Raw genomic sequence first — 19,189 nt, forward strand, 5'->3', positions numbered from 1 at the left:
CCGGGCGATATCCGGTCGAGTGCTAGCGTCGTCTCCGTGTCCGGACACGGGTTGCCGCTGCGGATCGGCATTCTGGGTGCGCCCCGTATCGCACCCGAAGCACTCATCAAGCCGGCCACCGGCCATGTCGAGGCGCAGGTGGCCGCAATCGCAGCACGCGACGTGGTACGCGCAGAGTCATTTGCCGCTAAGCACGGGATCTCAAGGGTGCACACAAGCTACGAGTCCCTGATCGATGACCCAGCCCTCGACGCCGTTTACAACCCGCTGCCGAACGGACTGCACGGCCGCTGGACCCGGGCTGCGCTGGACGCGGGCAAACACGTGCTGTGTGAAAAACCGTTTGCCGCCAACGCCGCCGAAGCTGCCGAAATCGCCCACCTGGCCACCGATGCGGATCGGGTCGTCATGGAGGCATTTCACTACCGTTACCATCCGCTGACTTTGCGAATTGAACAGATCCTCGCTTCGGGCGAGCTGGGCGTGCTCCAGCGGATTGAAACCGCTGTGTGTTTCCCGCTTCCCAAATTTTCCGACATCCGCTACAACTACTCGCTTGCCGGTGGCGCAACCATGGACGCCGGCTGCTATGCCGTCCATATGGCCCGCACCTTTGGCTGCGGGCAGCCCGAAGTCGTTTCCGCGCAGGCCAAACTGCGCGATCCGGAGATCGACAGGGCTATGACCGCAGATGTGCGGTTTCCGGGCGGGCACACCGGCCGAGTGCGCTGCTCGATGTGGTCTGCGAATCTGGTGCAGATCAGCGCACGGGTCGTGGGAGACCGCGGCGAGCTGCGCGCGCTCAATCCCGTAGTGCCTCATCTTTTCCATCGGCTGACAGTACGATCGCCCGACGGAAAACGCGTCGAGCGCTTTGGGCGCCGCGCCTCCTACGCGTATCAGCTCGATGCCTTTGCCGCGGCAATACTGCGCGGCGAGCCGGTAAAGACCTCACCTCAGGATGCGGTCGAGAACATGACCGTCATCGACGCGATCTATTCCGCCGCCGGGCTTCCGCTTCGTAAACCTGCTTGAACCGCAACACGATCTCACATACCGACCTGACCAGCAGATCGACGCGCAGCGGTGTATTCACATCGAGCGCAGGAGGACGGGGCCGCGGCGCGGATTCAGCACCCACTGCCGCCCGGGCAGATCAAGTGGGTGTGACCGTGGCATTCGCCGCCCGGTCACTGGATTGGTGGCCGCACGTAATACCCTGCACTTAGCACTCGATTTGTAGTTTCCTTCACTTTCAGTTTGCCACCTCGCCGTGTTGGAAGAGGTCCGTTGGCAGGGACTTTTGGCACTATCAACAACGCCCGACGCGGATCGACAATCGAAGTCGTTAGACCAGATTCGTTGCGGAAGGGCACCATGATCGAGCTGCTGAAAGACTTTCCCGACAATGTCGCGGCCTTCGCGTGCCGCGGGCATGTGACCAAAAATGACTACGAAACGGTCTTGATTCCAGACGTCAACGACAGACTTAGCCGCCACAAGAAGGTTCGGGTCTACTACGAGATCCCACCGGACTTTTCCGGATTCGATCCTGGCGCGGTATGGGACGATGCGAAGTTCGGGTTCAGCCATTACCAAAGCTGGGAGCGACTGGCAGTGGTGACCGACATCGACTGGATCAAGCAATCCATCAAGTTTTTCGGATTCCTGATGCCCGCGCAGATTCGCGCATTCCCGACCGCCGACGCCGGTGACGCCGCCAAGTGGATTGTCGAAAATCAAGAGTAAGCCAATGTTTCCGCGCGCCTGCCGTCTGCGATTGCAGCATTTGCCGACGCGCCAGCGGGGGAGTCCCCGGCGCGGGCCACTCGCCCCACAGGTCGCCGGGGTGAGCCAAAGCGCCAAGCACACCGCCGGTCGTCACAGATAACGAGGCGCGGCCAAAACACACCCAGCCAACCGCAGGGGCGCGCCGACTACCAGATGCCTTGGCTTGTGATGTGCGCGAGTAGATCGCGGGCCGCTCCCGCAGCCGGATCCGGCCCACCGACCCAGATGGCCCGCAGGTCTCGGCTGAGGTCAAGATCTGAGACTGTCACGATGTGCAGGCGTCCGATGGCGAGGTCATCAGCCACCGCCAGTCGGCTCATCACCGCAGGACCCGCGCCTGCTACCACAGCGGCGCGAACCGCTGCAGCAGAAGATAATTCGAGTACCGGGTCGGTTTGCGGCGCCGAATCTCCTAAGGCTTGACGTAATGCCGCGGTCAGTGAGTCGCGCGTCCCCGAACCTGATTCCCGGCTGACCAGCGGAGTTTGACACAACTCTGCCGCCGGGACCGACCGCTGGCGACGCGCCCACTTGTGGTCAGCGGGGACGACGAGCACGAGTTCATCATGAGCAACGACACGACTACGTAACCCCATTGGTATATAAGGCGTTTCGACAAATCCAAGGTCCGCGGATCCGTCGCGCACCGCGGTGATTGCTTGGTCGCTGTTTGTTGCCGTCATGATGGCCTCGGGCGCTGAAGCGCCGCCGCGACTAGCCGCTACCTGCAGCGATACCAGCCAGCGGGGCATGAGTTGTTCGGCGATGGTCAGACTCGCAACCACCCGAACACGCTTGCGTTTCTCCGCTCGCAGCGAAGCCAGCCCAGCATCCACGTATCGGGCGACATCGAGCAGCCGATCCGCCCACTCAGCAACCACGACACCGGCAGGTGTCAATTGCGATCCCCGTGGAGTGCGGACGACGAGGCTCACACCGGTCTGCGCCTCGATCGAAGCCAGGCGCGCTGACACCGCCTGTTGACTTAGTCCGAACTCGCGGCTTGCGGCGCCGAGACTTCCGGTTCGGGCTATTGCCAAGAAAATTTCGAACGCGGACAGTTCGGGCAGGTGGGCGCTAAGGGGTGGCATGGCGTTCCTCCGCCGAAAGCATACAAGTGGACGTTGCCCTGTTACGGCCAGCCACAAGAGTTACTTGTGAGTCCACAAGATTGAGCCATCTAGTCGGGCACATTCGGATGGGGAACCATGTGGAGTATCGCCACTTAAACCGAGAGGGAGAAGGTGACAGCGATGGGTATGCCAGATACCGCTCTGATGTGGGGCAAGCGTGAAGACATGGTGGTGGCGTCTTAGGACTGGTGTAAAAACGCTGGGCGCATGTTCCTGGTGGTCATGTTACGCGGCGGTGGTGTCGGTCGTGGTTGTTGTGGTGGGGGGATGCAGTGGGCGGGGTGGCTCGAGCAGTTGGTGGCGTAGTTCTTGGAGGTGGCGGCTGGTCGCTGATGTTTGGGTGACTCCGCGCCAGCCGCGGCTGGCGCGGTCGAGGACGGCCCATACCAGCGACAGACAGCTGGTTTCGCCGGGTAGGCGGCCGATGACCTTGACCCGGCGACGGGATTCTCCGAAGGTGCGTTCGATGAGGTTGGAATGGCGGATGCGTGTCCAGTGTTGGCGGGGGAAGCGCAAATGCACGCTCAGCGAGGCGAAGTCGTTGGCCAGGCAAGCGACCGCGGCTGGGTAGAGCCCGCGGTATGTGGTGGTGAACTCCTCGGCGCGGCGGGTGGCTTCATCCACGGCCTGCTGGCCGGGTGGCTGGTCAATGTCATCGAAGATCGACCAGAACGCGGCTTTGATCTCGTCCTGGACCGCGACAGGTGTCTTGGCGATGACGTTACGGCAGCGATGGATCAGACACCGCTGACGCAGGCTTGCCGGAAACGTGGTCTCCCATGCGGCGATCAGGCCCGGCGCCCCGTCGGAGATGCCCAGTAGCGGCGGGCGTAGTCCCCGGTTCCTCAGGTCAGCCAAGAAGTCGGCCCACGCATCAGCCGACTCCGCTGCGGCTGGGGCCAGCCCAATAAACAGGGGCTTGCCGTCGGTGCAGATGCCCCAGGCGGCCAGCACCGGCTCGGCCGGGGCGTTGGGATGCATCCGAAAGTTCGAGGCATCCAAGAACAGGTAGTCCAACACCAGCTCATCAAGGCGTCGAGACGACCACGCAGCGAACTCGTCTTTGATGGCCGCACAAATCCGGCTCACCGTCGAGCGCGACAACGCCGCCTGCGAGCCCAGCACCTCGGCCAACGCGGCCTCGATGTCGCGATCCGACAAACCGCGCACCCATCCCGAAATCACCAACGCCTCCAGAGCGTGGGTGCGCGTCACCCCGGCACCGAATAGCCGCGAACAGAACCGCTCGTCGGTGTCGCGTAGTTTCGGGCGGCATAATTCGACCGAGCCCATCGTGGTCTTCACCGTCGCCGGCGGTTGATACCCATTGCGGTACCCGCCCGGGCCGTCCTGAACCCGACGCTGGTGACGGGCTCGGCCCAACACTGCTTCTACCTCGGCCTCCACGGCGACCTGAAACACCAGACGCACCGATAACCGCCCGACCTCCTCCAAAATCTCGGTCAACGGCCGCTCGGTCGCGGCGAACAACTGATCCATCTCAACACGCACACGCTCAATCGGCGATACTCGCTTGGTCACGGGCGTAGCCCCTCCTTCATAGCTTTCGTCGGTTGCGACGGAACCTACGCCCGTGACCATTTACACCAGCGATGAGACGCGACCGACATGGTTGTACGGGGGAGCGAGCCTTACAACGCTGAACCGCCGGCCGCGGTCCTCGCCAGAGCCGATATCACCCCAACCGACGCTTTCTACGTTCGTAATCACGGCCCGATCCCCGATATCGCACCTGAGCGGTGGCAACTGACCGTCAACGGATTGGTGGATAGGCCGCTGACTTTGACCTACCAGCAGCTAACTACCGAATTCGACCAATACAGCGTGACAGCGACGCTAGCGTGTGCCGGCAATCGACGTGTCGAGCTCTTGCGCGTGCGACCCATCCCGGGCAAGGACCCATGGGCACATGGCGCGATCTCCACTGCGGAGTGGCGCGGTGTGCGTCTGGCGGACATTCTCGAAGCCGCCGGCGTCGTTTGCCACCAAGATCGCGACGAAGCGCTGCATGTCGCCTTCGAGGCTCCTGATGTGGCCCAGGAGGCGCGTCCCGTACAGGCGTACGGCGGTTCGATCCCGCTGGTAAAGGCCATGTCGCAGGAGGTGCTGCTGGCATGGCAGATGAACTCCGAACCCCTGCCGCGGGCCCACGGCGGTCCGGTTCGGGTGGTGGTACCCGGATACGTCGGGGCCCGCAGCGTCAAATGGGTCACCGCCATCACCGTGCAAAACCGACCGGCAACCAACTACTTCCAGGCCTATGACTACCGCATCTTGCCCCCGGGGGCCGACGCGGACACCGTTGCACCGGGCGAGGGCATCTCGCTATCCACGATTGCGCTCAATTGCGACATTTTGTATCCGACCGACGGCGACCAAGTCGCGAGCGGCGAGCTGACCATCTGGGGCTATGGGATCGCCGGCGACGGCCACCGTGTCGAGCGCATCGACGTGTCTCTCGATGACGGGCTGACCTGGCAGCAAGCCGACCTGCATCCCGCACGGAGTCGATGGTCGTGGCGGCCGTGGTCGCTAACCGTCGAGGTTGCACCCGGGCCATTGAATATCAGCGCGCGCGCGTGGGACGACACCGGCGCCCTGCAGCCCGAATCAGTTGCTTCCCTGTGGAACCCACGCGGATACGGCAATAACGCCTGGGCTCGTATCGCATCCAGCGTTCGATAGTCTCGTCGGACCCGTCGCATCAGCCAGCCGCACCTCCCGCAGTTGCACCCAGATCGCCTTCCATGGCTAGACGCCCGGCAAGGATTCTGCGTCGGCGACCATTTCGCAAAAGCAGTGCCGTGCTGGCAGTGGAGATGGTTCAATTAGCTGACTCGGTAGATGGTTACATCGCCATGTCGATAAGGCGAAGGTGATGCACCAGATTCACGGTATTGGCCGGCGACGAGATACTCGACCAGCGGCGCGACGAGAGTTCATCCGGTGATTGCTCGATTCATGCACCGATATGCGTTATTGGTCATCGGCGTATGGGCACTGGCGGCGATCGTTGGCAATAGCCTTGCACCGCGACTGGAGCAGCTTGTCACCGCCGAGGATCAACCGTTCGCACCGATCGGCACCACCACTTCGGTTGCTGTGCAACGGTCGGCAGCCGCCTTCGAGCAACCACCCGGCGACAACACCGGATACCTCATTATGGAGCGAGACGGTGCTCTCACCGACCGCGACCGTGCGTTCTACAACGACCTCGTACCAACGCTGCGAGCCGATTCCCGCCACGTCATTGAGGTAGTGGACTGGTGGGGTGTCCCGGCCCTGGCCAATGTGGTGCAGAGCAAGGACCGTCACGCCGTCACGGCGACCATCCGACTCGCGGGCTTGGTTGGTACGTCACGCGCGACTGAAGCGATAACCGCTGCGCGCGCCATCGTGGCACAAAAACAACCCCCAGACGGGTTGCAGGTCTTTGTTACCGGCCCCGGCGCCACCATCATGGATGAGTTCGCCGCGGTCGAACGACAGACCCAACTCATCACCGCAGCGACCATCGTGGCGCTGCTGTTCCTCTTGCTGATTGTGTATCGATCCCCGATCACGGCGATGGTGCCCCTGGTCTCCGTTATTCTGGCTTTAGCGGTGGCTAAACCGCTGGTCACCGTGCTCATCGATCAGGCAGTCATCGGTGTTTCGCTGTTCTCGCTGGGGCTAAGTATTGCCGTGGTCGTCGGAGCCGGAACCGGCTTCTCCATCTTCTTGATCGGGCGCTACCAGGAACGGCGGCGGCAGAACTTCGGGCCGGTCGAAGCTTTGGTCGACGCCTACCGTGGTGTGGCGCCGGCGATAGTGGGCTCAACGCTCATCGTGGTAACGCCGCTGGGCGCGCTAGGCTGGCTCAGTCTGGCTTCGATCAGTATGTTTGCGACAACCGGAATCCTTTGCTCGATCGGCGTACTCACGGTAGGAGTCGCCACACTGACGTTGACGCCGGCCCTCATCGCATTGGCCGGCCGTGCCAACCTCATCAAGCCCCTACAACGCAAGCGGATGCGGCGCCGGTGGCAGCGCATCGGCGTCACCGTAGCGCGGTGGCCCGAGCCGATTCTGGTTGGCGGTGGGGTATTGGTGCTCATTCTGCTGATAGCTCTGCCCGGAGTGCCAATTGGTTGGGATGAAGCCGCGGCAACTCCGCCCTGGGCCGAATCCAACCGCGGTTACCAAGCCGCCGACAAGCACTTTCCCCCCAACCAGCTGCTGCCCACCGTGGTAACCATCGAAACCGACCACGACCTACGCAACCCCGCGGGTCTGACTGCCATCGAACGAATCACCGCGGCAATCATGGAACTTACCGGCGTGCGTATGGTGCAGTCGGCAAGTCACCCCGCCGGAATGGTTTCCAAGCAAGCAGCTTCCGAGGAGTCGGCGGGGAACATCGGTGATCGGCTGGACGAATTTTCCGACCGGCTCACTTCGCAAGAAGCCGCGTTCACAAATCTCGAAGCCGCGGCCAAGGATGTCGTCAGTGCACTTGATCTCCTGAAAACCGCCACCCAGCAGGGCGGCTACGGAGTTGGCCAGGCAAGTCTGGCCGTGCGTCTCATGCAAACGTCAATAACCAAAATCCAGAGCCGCACAAGCGACGTCCTCGACATCTTTCAACCGCTGCGGAATTTCGTCGGCGCAATACCTCAGTGCCCGCAAACCCCAGTGTGCTCCGCCGCCCAGAAGGTCGTGCATTGGTCCGACGCCGTAGTTGATAGCTCCGTGAATTTGGTCAACAAAGCGGGAAAACTCGCGAACGGGATTGTGCAAGCCGCCTCCACAGCATCCGCTTCGGGCATACCCAGCGCTTTGAACGATGTCGACCAGCAGCTGCCACCGGTACGGGCGTCGGCAACGAAATTGACAGAGGTTCTCAACAGCGAAGGCGCAACACCGATAAAAGAGCTTCCAGCCTATTTGCGCCGACTCGTCGCGGTCTCCCCAAGCACACCCGGCGTGGACCTCTACGCCGCTCGGCAGATTCTCACCGATCCGAAGATCCGCACCGTATTGGGCGATTTCGTGTCGCCCAACGGACACGCGACGCGTCTGATCGTTTACGGCGACGGGCATGAGTGGGGTGGCGATGGCGCCCGCCGCGCGGGTGCTATACGTGCTGCTGTCGATGAGGTAACGAACGAGAAGGGCACACTCAAACCGACCGCGATTGACCTCGTGGGTGTGGGACCGGCCACCCGGGAGCTTCAAGATATCGTCGGCAGCGACCTCGCCGCCCTGGTTAGCATCACACTCGCTGTCATCCTGGCGATAGCCGCGCTGCTACTGAGAAGTCCGGTGGCCGGGCTTGTGGTCCTCGGCACCATCGCGACTTCCTACGTCTGCGCACTTGGCGCCAGCGTCATGCTGTGGCAACACGTACTTGGCCACTCGTTGCATTGGTCGGTGCCACCGATCGCGTTTGTTTTGCTCATTGCCGCGGGCTCAGCCTGCAACCTGCTGTTCGCACTGCGCGTCCGCGAAGAGCGGCTCGCCGGGCCGCGCGTCAGCATCATCCGCGCCTGCGCCGCAACGGGCGCGGTTGTTACCGCGGCTGGAATCGTCCTTGGGACAGCGATGTTGGCACTTGCCACAAGTAGCGTGCTCAGTGTGGCGCAAATTGGCGCCACCGTCGGCATTGGGCTGTTGTTGGATGCGGTCATCGTGCGCGCATTTTTGTTGCCGGCCTTAATGGTTGTGCTGGGTCGTTGGCTCTGGTGGCCGCGGCAACCGGAACGTTTGGCTGCCTGAAACCCGCAGCTTCGCTCGAAGTAACGGCTACGGGCATATCCCGGTCGCCGCGACGTCTTTGCACAACAGGCGGCTGCGATTGGTCAACATACCTTCGCGTTCATCGAAGTTTGGAGTGACACACACGAACAGCCTCGATCGCTCACTTCCGCCGAAAGCTACGGCTGTTGGGGCATCTTCGTCGGTGGAATACTCTTCAATGATCTCGCCTCCGTGACGCACACGAAGCACGCGGTTGTGGAAAACATCGGCCACCCAGACATTCATCTGCGAATCCAGTGCGATCCCATCAGCGCCCACCACCGCTTGGGCAACCCTGGCTTCGAAGTCAGTGCCCTCGATGACCGGACCGAATCTCGCCCAGGTCCGTCGCGCGCCCAATCGACCGTCGTCCAGAATGTCAAAGCCGCTGATCCGATTGTTCAGCGTCTCCGCCACGATCAGCGTCTTGTCATCTGGCGTCACAACGCTGCCATTAGGAAATCCCAGCGGTTCAGAGACCACCTCAGCACGACCGTCGGGCCACACCGCAATGATCTCGGCGGGCGCGAAGGGCGCGCCACCTACAAAGTCATAACCGAAGTTTCCGACGTAAGCCACACCCGACCTTGCGACCACCATGTCGTTCAGGCGGCCATTAGCCATGGCTGCCAGATCAGCATGAACAACCAGTTCGTCGTTGTCACTGCGCAGCACACGTTGATCCAGCTGGGACACCACCAGAAAGCGTCCGTCTGGAAGCCAGCCGGTTCCGCCTGGCCGGTTCGGGACATCGAATAGTTTCGTCGCTGTACTGTCACCGTCGACGACGAACACGGCGTTCAAGTAGAAATCCGACACATAAAGACGTCCGTTGTGCCACCGGGGGCACTCGAGGAACTTCATGTTGTCGAGGGCGACTTGCCAACGATTATCGCTCACGGTTGGCCCACTCTAGCTGCCGAACGCGCGACCGAGGGGCCCTGATCTCTCCCAGCGTTTGAAGCTTCGGTTAGGCCAGCCGTGCGGCCAGACTCCCGCGCCCTCCACCCTGTGATCGGCTGCAGGGAAAAATCGCCGACCAGGTGGCCGTTCATTACCGCAGTATTGTTCCGGTTAGGCTGACGCCGATCAGGTCCCTAGGCGACGCAAACCGCCTGGTCACGTGTGGCCAGCCACCAGGTCGGATGCGCCCGCGCTCTCCGCACCAAACGCCGCGCGAAGCCGGCGGATGGCCGAGTTTCGGGCCGTCTGTCATTCCCGGGTCTGCTCTGCTAGGCTGCACGGCCAACGTCAGAAGTACGGCGATTACTGAGTTCGCGAGCTGACAAGCTCACATCGAGCGCACCCGGTGGCAACAATATGCGCTTGCCATCCAGTAGCCGACCGTTGATCACAATCCAGAGCTATCCGCAGGACGGGCGATGTGAGCGCAGAGCGTCTACCTAGGGCCGCGATACGCGGTATTGCGCTAGGGACAGGTCTGGTGGGCTACGGATTTTCGGTCGCGCTGATGGTGCGCGCCGGCCTAGGGCTCGGCCCGTGGGACGTTTTCCATCAGAGTCTCGCGCACCATACCGGCATGACAATCGGGCTGGCATCGGGCCTGGTCAGCGCCGCGGTGCTGTTGGCCTGGATTCCGCTACGTAACCGCCTCGGCGTCGGAACGGTGGCTAATGTCATCGTCATCGCAGTCACTGTCGATGTTGGGCTAGCACTGCTGCCAACACCCTCGGCACTACCGGTTCGGGTCGCGCTGATGCTGACAGCGGTGCTACTCAATGCCATCAGCACCGTGTTGTATATCGGCGCGGGCCTCGGAACCGGGCCGCGAGATGGCCTGATGACCGGACTCGTTGTTCGCACGGGCATATCTGTGCGATTAGTGCGTACAGCGATCGAAGTAACAGTGTTGGGCACTGGCTGGCTGTTGGGCGGCACGGTAGGCGTGGGCACCGTCGTCTACGCGATCTGCATCGGCCCCCTGGTACAGCTCACCTTGCGCATCACACCCCAACGCCTGCTCGCTGACAGCGGCTGGGGATCTGTCGCCGAGTCCTGTGGTTTGAACATGAAAAGCACCGCTAGCGCAAGCCCGCGCGCGTGAACTAGGACACTGGCTACCCAACTGCCATACACCGCGACTTAATCTTCACGCCGGCGCCACGGAACCGGAATGAAATTCTCAATAAAACACCCAGCACCATTTTCCACAGCCTGGTCAATAACAAACGAGGCCAACGCTACATCGAGGATGCCGAGGCCAAAAGGACTGTAAACAACAACGTCATTTCGATCGCGTCGAGGCGGCTTACTACCCAACAGGACCTCCCCAATAGTCGCGCGAATAAAAGACGTATCCCCACCCGCTAGTTGCGAGGCGAGGTGAATTGATGTGCGTTCGCGACACACGTGCTCAACGTCGTCTACCACATGATCGGCTTCAAGCATGGCCGCGGCGGCAATATCACGTAACGAGATATGCAAAACAGTCGTTCCGGCTGCGCAACTTGAGACACTCGAAATGTGAGGCGAACCGGCATTGGTTGCCAGCGAGAGCAACGGCGCGCTACCAAGAAACGCTTCTACAGAGCCGGCAGACTCAACTTTCTTCACTTGAGGGAAGGTCTTCCGCAGCTTTGCCGCAAAACGATCCAAAACCGCTGGCGCAGTATCATGAATCACAAATCGTTCGACCTGCTCGAACACTGCCAACAAGAAACGTGCGATTTCGAAGTTAATAACTCCGCAGCCCATCAAGCCGACACTGGCAATGGCGGGATCGCTATGAATCAGCTCGGCCGCGAGCGCCGCGCCTGCCGCCGTCCGCTTGGCACTAATGGTGGATGCTTCTAGCACTGCGACCGGCTGTCCGGTCTCCATTGAATTCATAACCATTATTGCCGATGCACGGTCACGGCCATGCTTAACATTACCCGGGAACGATGCTATCCATTTAATGCCGGCATTACCGCGCTGATCGTCCCCCAACCAGGCCGGAAGCGCGATGATTCGGTCATGATCATTACTCGGGAAACGCAGAAAAGATGAATGAGGCATGCTGCTGTTGCCGACCTCGTGAGCCTTGTAGGCGTTCCTGATGCGATCGACCAGGGTTTTCTCGCGCCCGTTTAGTAACGTCCGCACATCTTCACCCCCGACGACGATCAACCCATCCTCTATCATGATCTTCTTCCGCCAGTTCCATTAGCATGCTCGAACGCAGTTCTGGCTGCTTGAGGGGAGTTAAGCCCACTTCCGGTTAGCAAACAAACAACGCGCTCACCATGGGCAAAAACACCGCGGGCAGCTAGCTGCAGAAAACTTGCATAAGAAGCCGCAGCCGCCGGTTCGACGAATAATCCGTATGCATCTGCGAGCATAGACATTGCGTGAAGTATGGCAACATCGTCTACCGTCACCGCCAGTCCAGCCGACTTCTTGAGCGCAAACACTGCACCGGTTAGGTCCGCGGGTTCCTGGACTCTCAAGCTAGACGCGATTCCTCCCGCCATTCTTGATGCCGGCCGCCATCGACGAGGATCCTCGCCCGATAAAAAACACCGAGAAATCACATTGCTCTGCACATGCTGGGCAGCGACTAAGCGCGGCACTCTTGCGGCCAGGCCCATACGCTGAAGCTCATGAAACCCTTTCCAAATGCCACTCAACACGTTTCCATCGCCAACCGGTACGATAACCCACTCCGGTACCCGCCGGTTCATTTCCTCCCATATTTCAAATGCACAGGTCTTTTTACCTTCACGTGTAAATGGATTGTGCGCCGTATTCCGGTTCTGGATTGATAGATCTTCTTCGCAGGCCACCATGCATTCGCGATAGGCTTCATCATAATTTCCTTCGACGACACGAACATCGGCGCCATACATGCGCATTCGGATCAGATTCTCAGCGGGTAGATCCTGCGGCACATAGACTCTTACACTCAACGGGGTAGCGGCACCAAGACAGGCGAGCGAGACGGCCGCATTACCTGTTGACGCCACAGCAATGCCATTTCGCGCAGCGGCTAGCGCACAAGAAATGGCTACCGCATTCGCACGATCTTTGATGGAACCACTCGGGTTCACCGTATCATCCTTGAACAGCAATGCTACGGGTGAACTTGTTTTAACTTCATAAAGCGGCGTGCCACCAACACGCTGCAACACAGCTTGTTCGCCATTTACCGGCAATAACGCCACGTAGCGCCAGAGCGATTTAAGTGCCACATCCGAGGCAAGCGTACTTTCCAGCGCTGCTCTAGCATTTTTGTAGTCGTAGTTTACAAATAGCTTTCCACGACAAATCGAGCAGACGTAGATCGTTAGAGAAAAAGGATGTTGATTGCCGCAATTGAAACACTCTAGATTCGTCGGCGCCGGTGTTTCCATAATGGCCTCATTTTGAGGTTAGTATTTCTTTTTTTCGATTATCGAGTTGCGGACAATGACGACAAACCCACTCTGGCGAGTAAATAGTATTGAGGTACCGCTCTCCGCGATCGGCCAGGAGCAACGCAATGCGGCTATGCTCGGGGATCTGGCCGGCCAGACGCAAAGCAGCCACAGCCAGCCCGCCCGAAGAACCGCCCGCTAATATCGCCTCCCGGTCTAGCAGCATTTGGCAGCCGATAACGCAGTCTGTGTCGTCTACGCACATTACCTCAACCTGGTCCGGATCAACCTGCAAAGCCCTCCGCGACGACCCCAGCCCCGGAGTATGACGAGGTCCGGGCGGACCTCCAAAAAGGCTACTGCCATGGGCATCTACGGCAATCAGCCGTGTCTCGTGTCCGCACATCTTAATGTAATGGTTGAATCCGGCTAGCGTACCGCAAGTACTGACAGCCAGAAGGATCACATCAGGTGGCGGCATCTGGGCGAAAAATTCGGGCGCAGTTGTTTGGAAATGCGCTTCCGCATTACCTTCGTTGGTGTACTGGTCGGGATGGTACGCCCCGGGAGTTTCTTCCTGGAGTTTCCGGACGCGTTCGAGCCGAGCGTCAAGGTATTGACCTGTCTTTTTGTGCGGCTCGGTAACAATTGAAAGCTCGACGCCATAGGTTTCGAGCAACCGTCGATTCTCATACGTAGTCCCTGGGTCAATGACGCAAATGAAACGCAAACCAAGGTATCTGCACGCTTGAGCCAGTCCAATACCCATATTTCCCGACGATGACTCGATCACCACGCCACCGGGCGCAAGTTCATTAGATGCCATGGCCCTACGTATCATATTGATTGCCGACCTGTCCTTCATGCTACCGCCCGGGTTTAGAAACTCTAGCTTTGCATAAATTGATGCGGGCGTGGTCTCGTCCAGTCGCGCGAGACGGATTGCCGGCGTATTTCCAACGGCGCTAATAATTCCACCCAGCGTCGGTGATGTCCGCTCGGTAAAGTCACAATCATCTTCAATGAGCATCTGACAGCTGACTTTCTTTTGCCAGGTTCCATGATTCAAATATTGCCGTGCCCGCAATAGCAATTTTCCGAGAATCACACCTACCGAGATCATTAGATTTGAAACCCTGAATCGGTTCGGAGGGTTGCGGCGATATCAGATTCTCCCGAAGCAGAGCTGCGCAAAAAATATCTCGGTACGCGCCGGGCATATGGCGGCTATCGCGAAGGCGCTTACATTCCCCACCCGACATTTCAACCCCGGAGATATGACTTGGACCACAGATCGCCACTCTTTCTGGAATCATCGTCCCGTAAGACCTTTCAGAGTCACATTTACGACCAGCACCGTCTTGGCGCCCAGCGCCGTACCGATACCCTCTGGATACTGTTCACGGATTGCCAAAATCCCATATACGAACCAGAACTCTGCTACCCATCGATAACTTCACCGCCGAGGCCGTCGAGAAACTCCACCACGATCATAGGATCATTCGAGAACCAGCGGGCCAATTCACCCTAATCTGTGCCCAGCAGATCACCGTGAGCTCATGAAGGAACGCTCATCATTGATTATCTGACAATGATGAGATCGCTGCACCACCAGTGCTGCAATATCCGACATACCTCAACCGCGGACACTATGTCGCCGCTGGATGTGCCAGCTATCCGCGCCAGTCGAGCTTACTCTTCTCACCTGTAAAGGATTGTCGCGTCGAACATCATTGCCTCGCATTGTCCGTCGCGACCTGTGCCGACAACCCGATTCCGAGCCGTTGATGGATCGTGCGGTATAGCAAAACGAAAATGTGCGTCCTCGGCGGCTAGCAGCAAGTACGGTTCGTGAATGACGTGGTTCGCAACTACTCGGCACCAGAGACTCATCACCGACTAATGAGGGTGTAACGGGAATGGGACCGCGAAGCCGGCCCGCCTGGCAACTGCTGCCGATGCTGCCCGGCCAGTGGGTCGCGTCTCATCGCTGGTGTAAATGGTCACGGGCGTAGGTTCCGTCGCAACCGACGAAAGCTATGAAGGAGGGGCTACGCCCGTGACCAAGCGAGTATCGCCGATTGAGCGTGTGCGTGTTGAGATGGATCAGTTGTTCGCCGCGACCGAGCGGCCGTTGACCGAGATTTTGGAGGAGGTCGGGCGGTTATCGGTGCGTCTGGTGTTTCAGGTCGCCGTGGAGGCCGAGGTAGAAGCAGTGTTGGGCCGAGCCCGTCACCAGCGTCGGGTTCAGGACGGCCCGGGCGGGTACCGCAATGGGTATCAACCGCCGGCGACGGTGAAGACCACGATGGGCTCGGTCGAATTATGCCGCCCGAAACTACGCGACACCGACGAGCGGTTCTGTTCGCGGCTATTCGGTGCCGGGGTGACGCGCACCCACGCTCTGGAGGCGTTGGTGATTTCGGGATGGGTGCGCGGTTTGTCGGATCGCGACATCGAGGCCGCGTTGGCCGAGGTGCTGGGCTCGCAGGCGGCGTTGTCGCGCTCGACGGTGAGCCGGATTTGTGCGGCCATCAAAGACGAGTTCGCTGCGTGGTCGTCTCGACGCCTTGATGAGCTGGTGTTGGACTACCTGTTCTTGGATGCCTCGAACTTTCGGATGCATCCCAACGCCCCGGCCGAGCCGGTGCTGGCCGCCTGGGGCATCTGCACCGACGGCAAGCCCCTGTTTATTGGGCTGGCCCCAGCCGCAGCGGAGTCGGCTGATGCGTGGGCCGACTTCTTGGCTGACCTGAGGAACCGGGGACTACGCCCGCCGCTACTGGGCATCTCCGACGGGGCGCCGGGCCTGATCGCCGCATGGGAGACCACGTTTCCGGCAAGCCTGCGTCAGCGGTGTCTGATCCATCGCTGCCGTAACGTCATCGCCAAGACACCTGTCGCGGTCCAGGACGAGATCAAAGCCGCGTTCTGGTCGATCTTCGATGACATTGACCAGCCACCCGGCCAGCAGGCCGTGGATGAAGCCACCCGCCGCGCCGAGGAGTTCACCACCACATACCGCGGGCTCTACCCAGCCGCGGTCGCTTGCCTGGCCAACGACTTCGCCTCGCTGAGCGTGCATTTGCGCTTCCCCCGCCAACACTGGACACGCATCCGCCATTCCAACCTCATCGAACGCACCTTCGGAGAATCCCGTCGCCGGGTCAAGGTCATCGGCCGCCTACCCGGCGAAACCAGCTGTCTGTCGCTGGTATGGGCCGTCCTCGACCGCGCCAGCCGCGGCTGGCGCGGAGTCACCCAAACATCAGCGACCAGCCGCCACCTCCAAGAACTACGCCACCAACTGCTCGAGCCACCCCGCCCACTGCATCCCCCCACCACAACAACCACGACCGACACCACCGCCGCGTAACATGACCACCAGGAACATGCGCCCAGCGTTTTTACACCAGTCCTAAGACGCCACCGGCCAGTGAACGGCCGCGAGCAGTCGCCGCTGGCATGTGATGCCGCGGTCAGCTGCGAACGATCTAACGCCGCTGAGCCAACTTCACGCAGGCTCAGCAATGTGCTGATCAAGATCACCGGCCGCGGCGCTAACCCACAGACCATCCGCCCATCAGTGGGGGTCGCGTCTCATCGCTGGTGTAAATGGTCACGGGCGTAGGTTCCGTCGCAACCGACGAAAGCTATGAAGGAGGGGCTACGCCCGTGACCAAGCGAGTATCGCCGATTGAGCGTGTGCGTGTTGAGATGGATCAGTTGTTCGCCGCGACCGAGCGGCCGTTGACCGAGATTTTGGAGGAGGTCGGGCGGTTATCGGTGCGTCTGGTGTTTCAGGTCGCCGTGGAGGCCGAGGTAGAAGCAGTGTTGGGCCGAGCCCGTCACCAGCGTCGGGTTCAGGACGGCCCGGGCGGGTACCGCAATGGGTATCAACCGCCGGCGACGGTGAAGACCACGATGGGCTCGGTCGAATTATGCCGCCCGAAACTACGCGACACCGACGAGCGGTTCTGTTCGCGGCTATTCGGTGCCGGGGTGACGCGCACCCACGCTCTGGAGGCGTTGGTGATTTCGGGATGGGTGCGCGGTTTGTCGGATCGCGACATCGAGGCCGCGTTGGCCGAGGTGCTGGGCTCGCAGGCGGCGTTGTCGCGCTCGACGGTGAGCCGGATTTGTGCGGCCATCAAAGACGAGTTCGCTGCGTGGTCGTCTCGACGCCTTGATGAGCTGGTGTTGGACTACCTGTTCTTGGATGCCTCGAACTTTCGGATGCATCCCAACGCCCCGGCCGAGCCGGTGCTGGCCGCCTGGGGCATCTGCACCGACGGCAAGCCCCTGTTTATTGGGCTGGCCCCAGCCGCAGCGGAGTCGGCTGATGCGTGGGCCGACTTCTTGGCTGACCTGAGGAACCGGGGACTACGCCCGCCGCTACTGGGCATCTCCGACGGGGCGCCGGGCCTGATCGCCGCATGGGAGACCACGTTTCCGGCAAGCCTGCGTCAGCGGTGTCTGATCCATCGCTGCCGTAACGTCATCGCCAAGACACCTGTCGCGGTCCAGGACGAGATCAAAGCCGCGTTCTGGTCGATCTTCGATGACATTGACCAGCCACCCGGCCAGCAGGCCGTGGATGAAGCCACCCGCCGCGCCGAGGAGTTCACCACCACATACCGCGGGCTCTACCCAGCCGCGGTCGCTTGCCTGGCCAACGACTTCGCCTCGCTGAGCGTGCATTTGCGCTTCCCCCGCCAACACTGGACACGCATCCGCCATTCCAACCTCATCGAACGCACCTTCGGAGAATCCCGTCGCCGGGTCAAGGTCATCGGCCGCCTACCCGGCGAAACCAGCTGTCTGTCGCTGGTATGGGCCGTCCTCGACCGCGCCAGCCGCGGCTGGCGCGGAGTCACCCAAACATCAGCGACCAGCCGCCACCTCCAAGAACTACGCCACCAACTGCTCGAGCCACCCCGCCCACTGCATCCCCCCACCACAACAACCACGACCGACACCACCACCGCCGCGTAACATGACCACCAGGAACATGCGCCCAGCGTTTTTACACCAGTCCTAAGACGCCACCTCAGTGGGCAGACCCAAGGTCACCACCGTGAGAACACTCATACAACGCGTGACAACCTCAACCAATTCCGAAGGAGCGTCTGGATGAACAATTTCATCGGACGAGACATTTTGTCTTTGAAGGACTTCGTACGCGACGAGTTTTCCCACGTCTTCAGCGTGGCGAAAGAGCTAGAGCCTTACGCACGAGACCGCCAAAACACAGAGCTACTAAAGAATAAGACGCTGCTAACCGCCTTCTACCAGCCCAGCACACGCACGCGCCTGGCGACCGAAGCGGCGATGCATCGGCTGGGCGGCCATGTGCTGGGCTTTTCGGATGCCAGGACGACCCGCGCAGGCGACTTCTACCAGGAATCGATCAAGGACACAGTCAAAATGCTGGAGTACTACGGCGACGTGATCGCGATGCGGCATTTTGAGCAGGGCGTACCCCACGAAGCGGCCACGTGGGCCTCAGTCCCGGTGATCAATTGCGGCGACGGCTGGGGCGAACACCCAACCCAGGTGTTGACCGACCTCTACACGATTCTGAGTGAAAAAGGCACCCTAGATGGCTTGACAATCCTATGCGTGGGCGACATGCGAATGCGCACGATGCATTCGATGCTCTATTCGCTGTCCCAATTCGACTCGGAGGCCATCGTCGTCTCGCCACCGGACATGTCGTTGACCGAAGAGTTCACAGCCGATATCGAGCGGCGCGACGTGCGCTACCAGGAAGCGGAGTCCGTCGAGTCGGTCATCGGCAAAGCCGACGTCATCTACATGGAACCAGTGGTCCAAGCCGACTACACCAAGCCGCACGAAGCAGTAACGACCAACAAAGGGGCCACGCCAAAGGCATATCGAGTGACACGGGAGTTGCTCCGCGATAGGGGTAAGTCCGACGCCATTGTGTTGCACTCACTTCCACGGATGGACGAGCTATCCACTGACGTCGATTCGACGCGCCATGCCCGCTACTGGACCGAGGCGTTCAATGGTGTTGTCCTGCGAATGGCGCTGTTGGCGCTAGTTTTGGGCGCTCGATAAAACGCTCTTGCGACCGCCGCGCGGCCT

The 19,189-nt window shown here is 60.6% G+C and carries 14 protein-coding genes; 8 read left to right on the plus strand and 6 right to left on the minus strand.

All coding sequences use genetic code 11. The features are described 5' to 3' along the window. Positions 1 to 36 precede the first annotated feature (36 nt). Together ACO07W_RS20365 and ACO07W_RS20370 are read left to right on the plus strand one after the other, a co-directional pair. Entirely contained in the window at positions 37 to 1,035 is a 999-nt protein-coding gene (locus tag ACO07W_RS20365; protein WP_421845417.1) for a Gfo/Idh/MocA family protein, read from the plus strand. Between the two features lie 255 nt (positions 1,036 to 1,290). Next, positions 1,291 to 1,749 (plus strand): STAS/SEC14 domain-containing protein, encoded by a 459-nt coding sequence (locus ACO07W_RS20370; RefSeq protein ID WP_421845418.1) that lies wholly within the window; start codon positions 1,291 to 1,293, stop codon positions 1,747 to 1,749. 188 nt (positions 1,750 to 1,937) lie between these two features. Here the strand turns inward: ACO07W_RS20370 and ACO07W_RS20375 are convergent, their stop codons facing one another. Both ACO07W_RS20375 and ACO07W_RS20380 read right to left on the minus strand, forming a co-directional pair. Further along, a complete protein-coding gene (locus tag ACO07W_RS20375; RefSeq protein ID WP_421845419.1) occupies positions 1,938 to 2,882 on the minus strand; it encodes a LysR family transcriptional regulator in 945 nt (314 codons plus the stop codon). Between the two features lie 267 nt (positions 2,883 to 3,149). Then, the gene (locus tag ACO07W_RS20380; RefSeq protein ID WP_421840071.1) at positions 3,150 to 4,424 is read right to left on the minus strand and encodes an IS256 family transposase; all 1,275 of its coding nucleotides are present in this window, start codon (positions 4,422 to 4,424) and stop codon (positions 3,150 to 3,152) included. Between the two features lie 129 nt (positions 4,425 to 4,553). Here ACO07W_RS20380 and ACO07W_RS20385 point away from each other — a divergent pair, with 129 nt between their 5' ends. Together ACO07W_RS20385 and ACO07W_RS20390 are read left to right on the plus strand one after the other, a co-directional pair. Next, the gene (locus ACO07W_RS20385; RefSeq protein ID WP_421845420.1) at positions 4,554 to 5,630 is read left to right on the plus strand and encodes a sulfite oxidase; all 1,077 of its coding nucleotides are present in this window, start codon (positions 4,554 to 4,556) and stop codon (positions 5,628 to 5,630) included. A 261-nt stretch (positions 5,631 to 5,891) separates the two neighbouring features. Beyond that, on the plus strand, positions 5,892 to 8,702 hold the full coding sequence (locus ACO07W_RS20390) for an RND family transporter (protein ID WP_421845421.1): 2,811 nt from the start codon (positions 5,892 to 5,894) through the stop codon (positions 8,700 to 8,702). A 27-nt stretch (positions 8,703 to 8,729) separates the two neighbouring features. Here the strand turns inward: ACO07W_RS20390 and ACO07W_RS20395 are convergent, their stop codons facing one another. Further along, the gene (locus ACO07W_RS20395; protein ID WP_421845422.1) at positions 8,730 to 9,623 is read right to left on the minus strand and encodes an SMP-30/gluconolactonase/LRE family protein; all 894 of its coding nucleotides are present in this window, start codon (positions 9,621 to 9,623) and stop codon (positions 8,730 to 8,732) included. Between the two features lie 484 nt (positions 9,624 to 10,107). On the opposite strand from ACO07W_RS20395, the gene ACO07W_RS20400 reads away from it, so the two are divergent. Continuing rightward, the gene (locus tag ACO07W_RS20400; RefSeq protein WP_421845423.1) at positions 10,108 to 10,788 is read left to right on the plus strand and encodes a YczE/YyaS/YitT family protein; all 681 of its coding nucleotides are present in this window, start codon (positions 10,108 to 10,110) and stop codon (positions 10,786 to 10,788) included. 38 nt (positions 10,789 to 10,826) lie between these two features. Here ACO07W_RS20400 and sbnB read toward each other — a convergent pair whose 3' ends face one another. The 3 genes from sbnB to sbnA are packed head-to-tail and all read right to left on the minus strand — an operon-like array spanning position 10,827 to position 14,201. Continuing rightward, positions 10,827 to 11,867 carry a 2,3-diaminopropionate biosynthesis protein SbnB gene (gene sbnB, locus ACO07W_RS20405; protein ID WP_421845424.1) on the minus strand — a complete coding sequence of 347 codons (1,041 nt, stop codon included), beginning with the start codon at positions 11,865 to 11,867 and terminating at the stop codon, positions 10,827 to 10,829. Then, positions 11,864 to 13,075 carry a threonine synthase gene (locus ACO07W_RS20410; RefSeq protein WP_421845425.1) on the minus strand — a complete coding sequence of 404 codons (1,212 nt, stop codon included), beginning with the start codon at positions 13,073 to 13,075 and terminating at the stop codon, positions 11,864 to 11,866. The genes sbnB and ACO07W_RS20410 overlap by 4 nt, the downstream gene beginning before the upstream one ends. A gap of 7 nt (positions 13,076 to 13,082) precedes the next feature. Further along, a complete protein-coding gene (gene sbnA, locus ACO07W_RS20415; protein WP_421845426.1) occupies positions 13,083 to 14,201 on the minus strand; it encodes a 2,3-diaminopropionate biosynthesis protein SbnA in 1,119 nt (372 codons plus the stop codon). 978 nt (positions 14,202 to 15,179) lie between these two features. Between sbnA and ACO07W_RS20420 the strand changes: the two genes are divergently transcribed. The 3 genes from ACO07W_RS20420 (at position 15,180) to pyrB (ending at position 19,162) form a co-directional block, all read left to right on the plus strand. Beyond that, positions 15,180 to 16,454: an IS256 family transposase gene (locus ACO07W_RS20420; RefSeq protein WP_421840071.1), complete on the plus strand. Its 1,275-nt coding sequence runs from the start codon at positions 15,180 to 15,182 to the stop codon at positions 16,452 to 16,454. Between the two features lie 341 nt (positions 16,455 to 16,795). Continuing rightward, on the plus strand, positions 16,796 to 18,073 hold the full coding sequence (locus tag ACO07W_RS20425; RefSeq protein ID WP_421846139.1) for an IS256 family transposase: 1,278 nt from the start codon (positions 16,796 to 16,798) through the stop codon (positions 18,071 to 18,073). Between the two features lie 138 nt (positions 18,074 to 18,211). Next, a complete protein-coding gene (gene pyrB, locus ACO07W_RS20430; protein ID WP_421845427.1) occupies positions 18,212 to 19,162 on the plus strand; it encodes an aspartate carbamoyltransferase in 951 nt (316 codons plus the stop codon). Positions 19,163 to 19,189: the final 27 nt, after the last annotated feature.

The sequence above is a fragment of the Mycobacterium sp. genome, from assembly GCF_965230835.1.
GTDB lineage: Bacteria > Actinomycetota > Actinomycetes > Mycobacteriales > Mycobacteriaceae > Mycobacterium.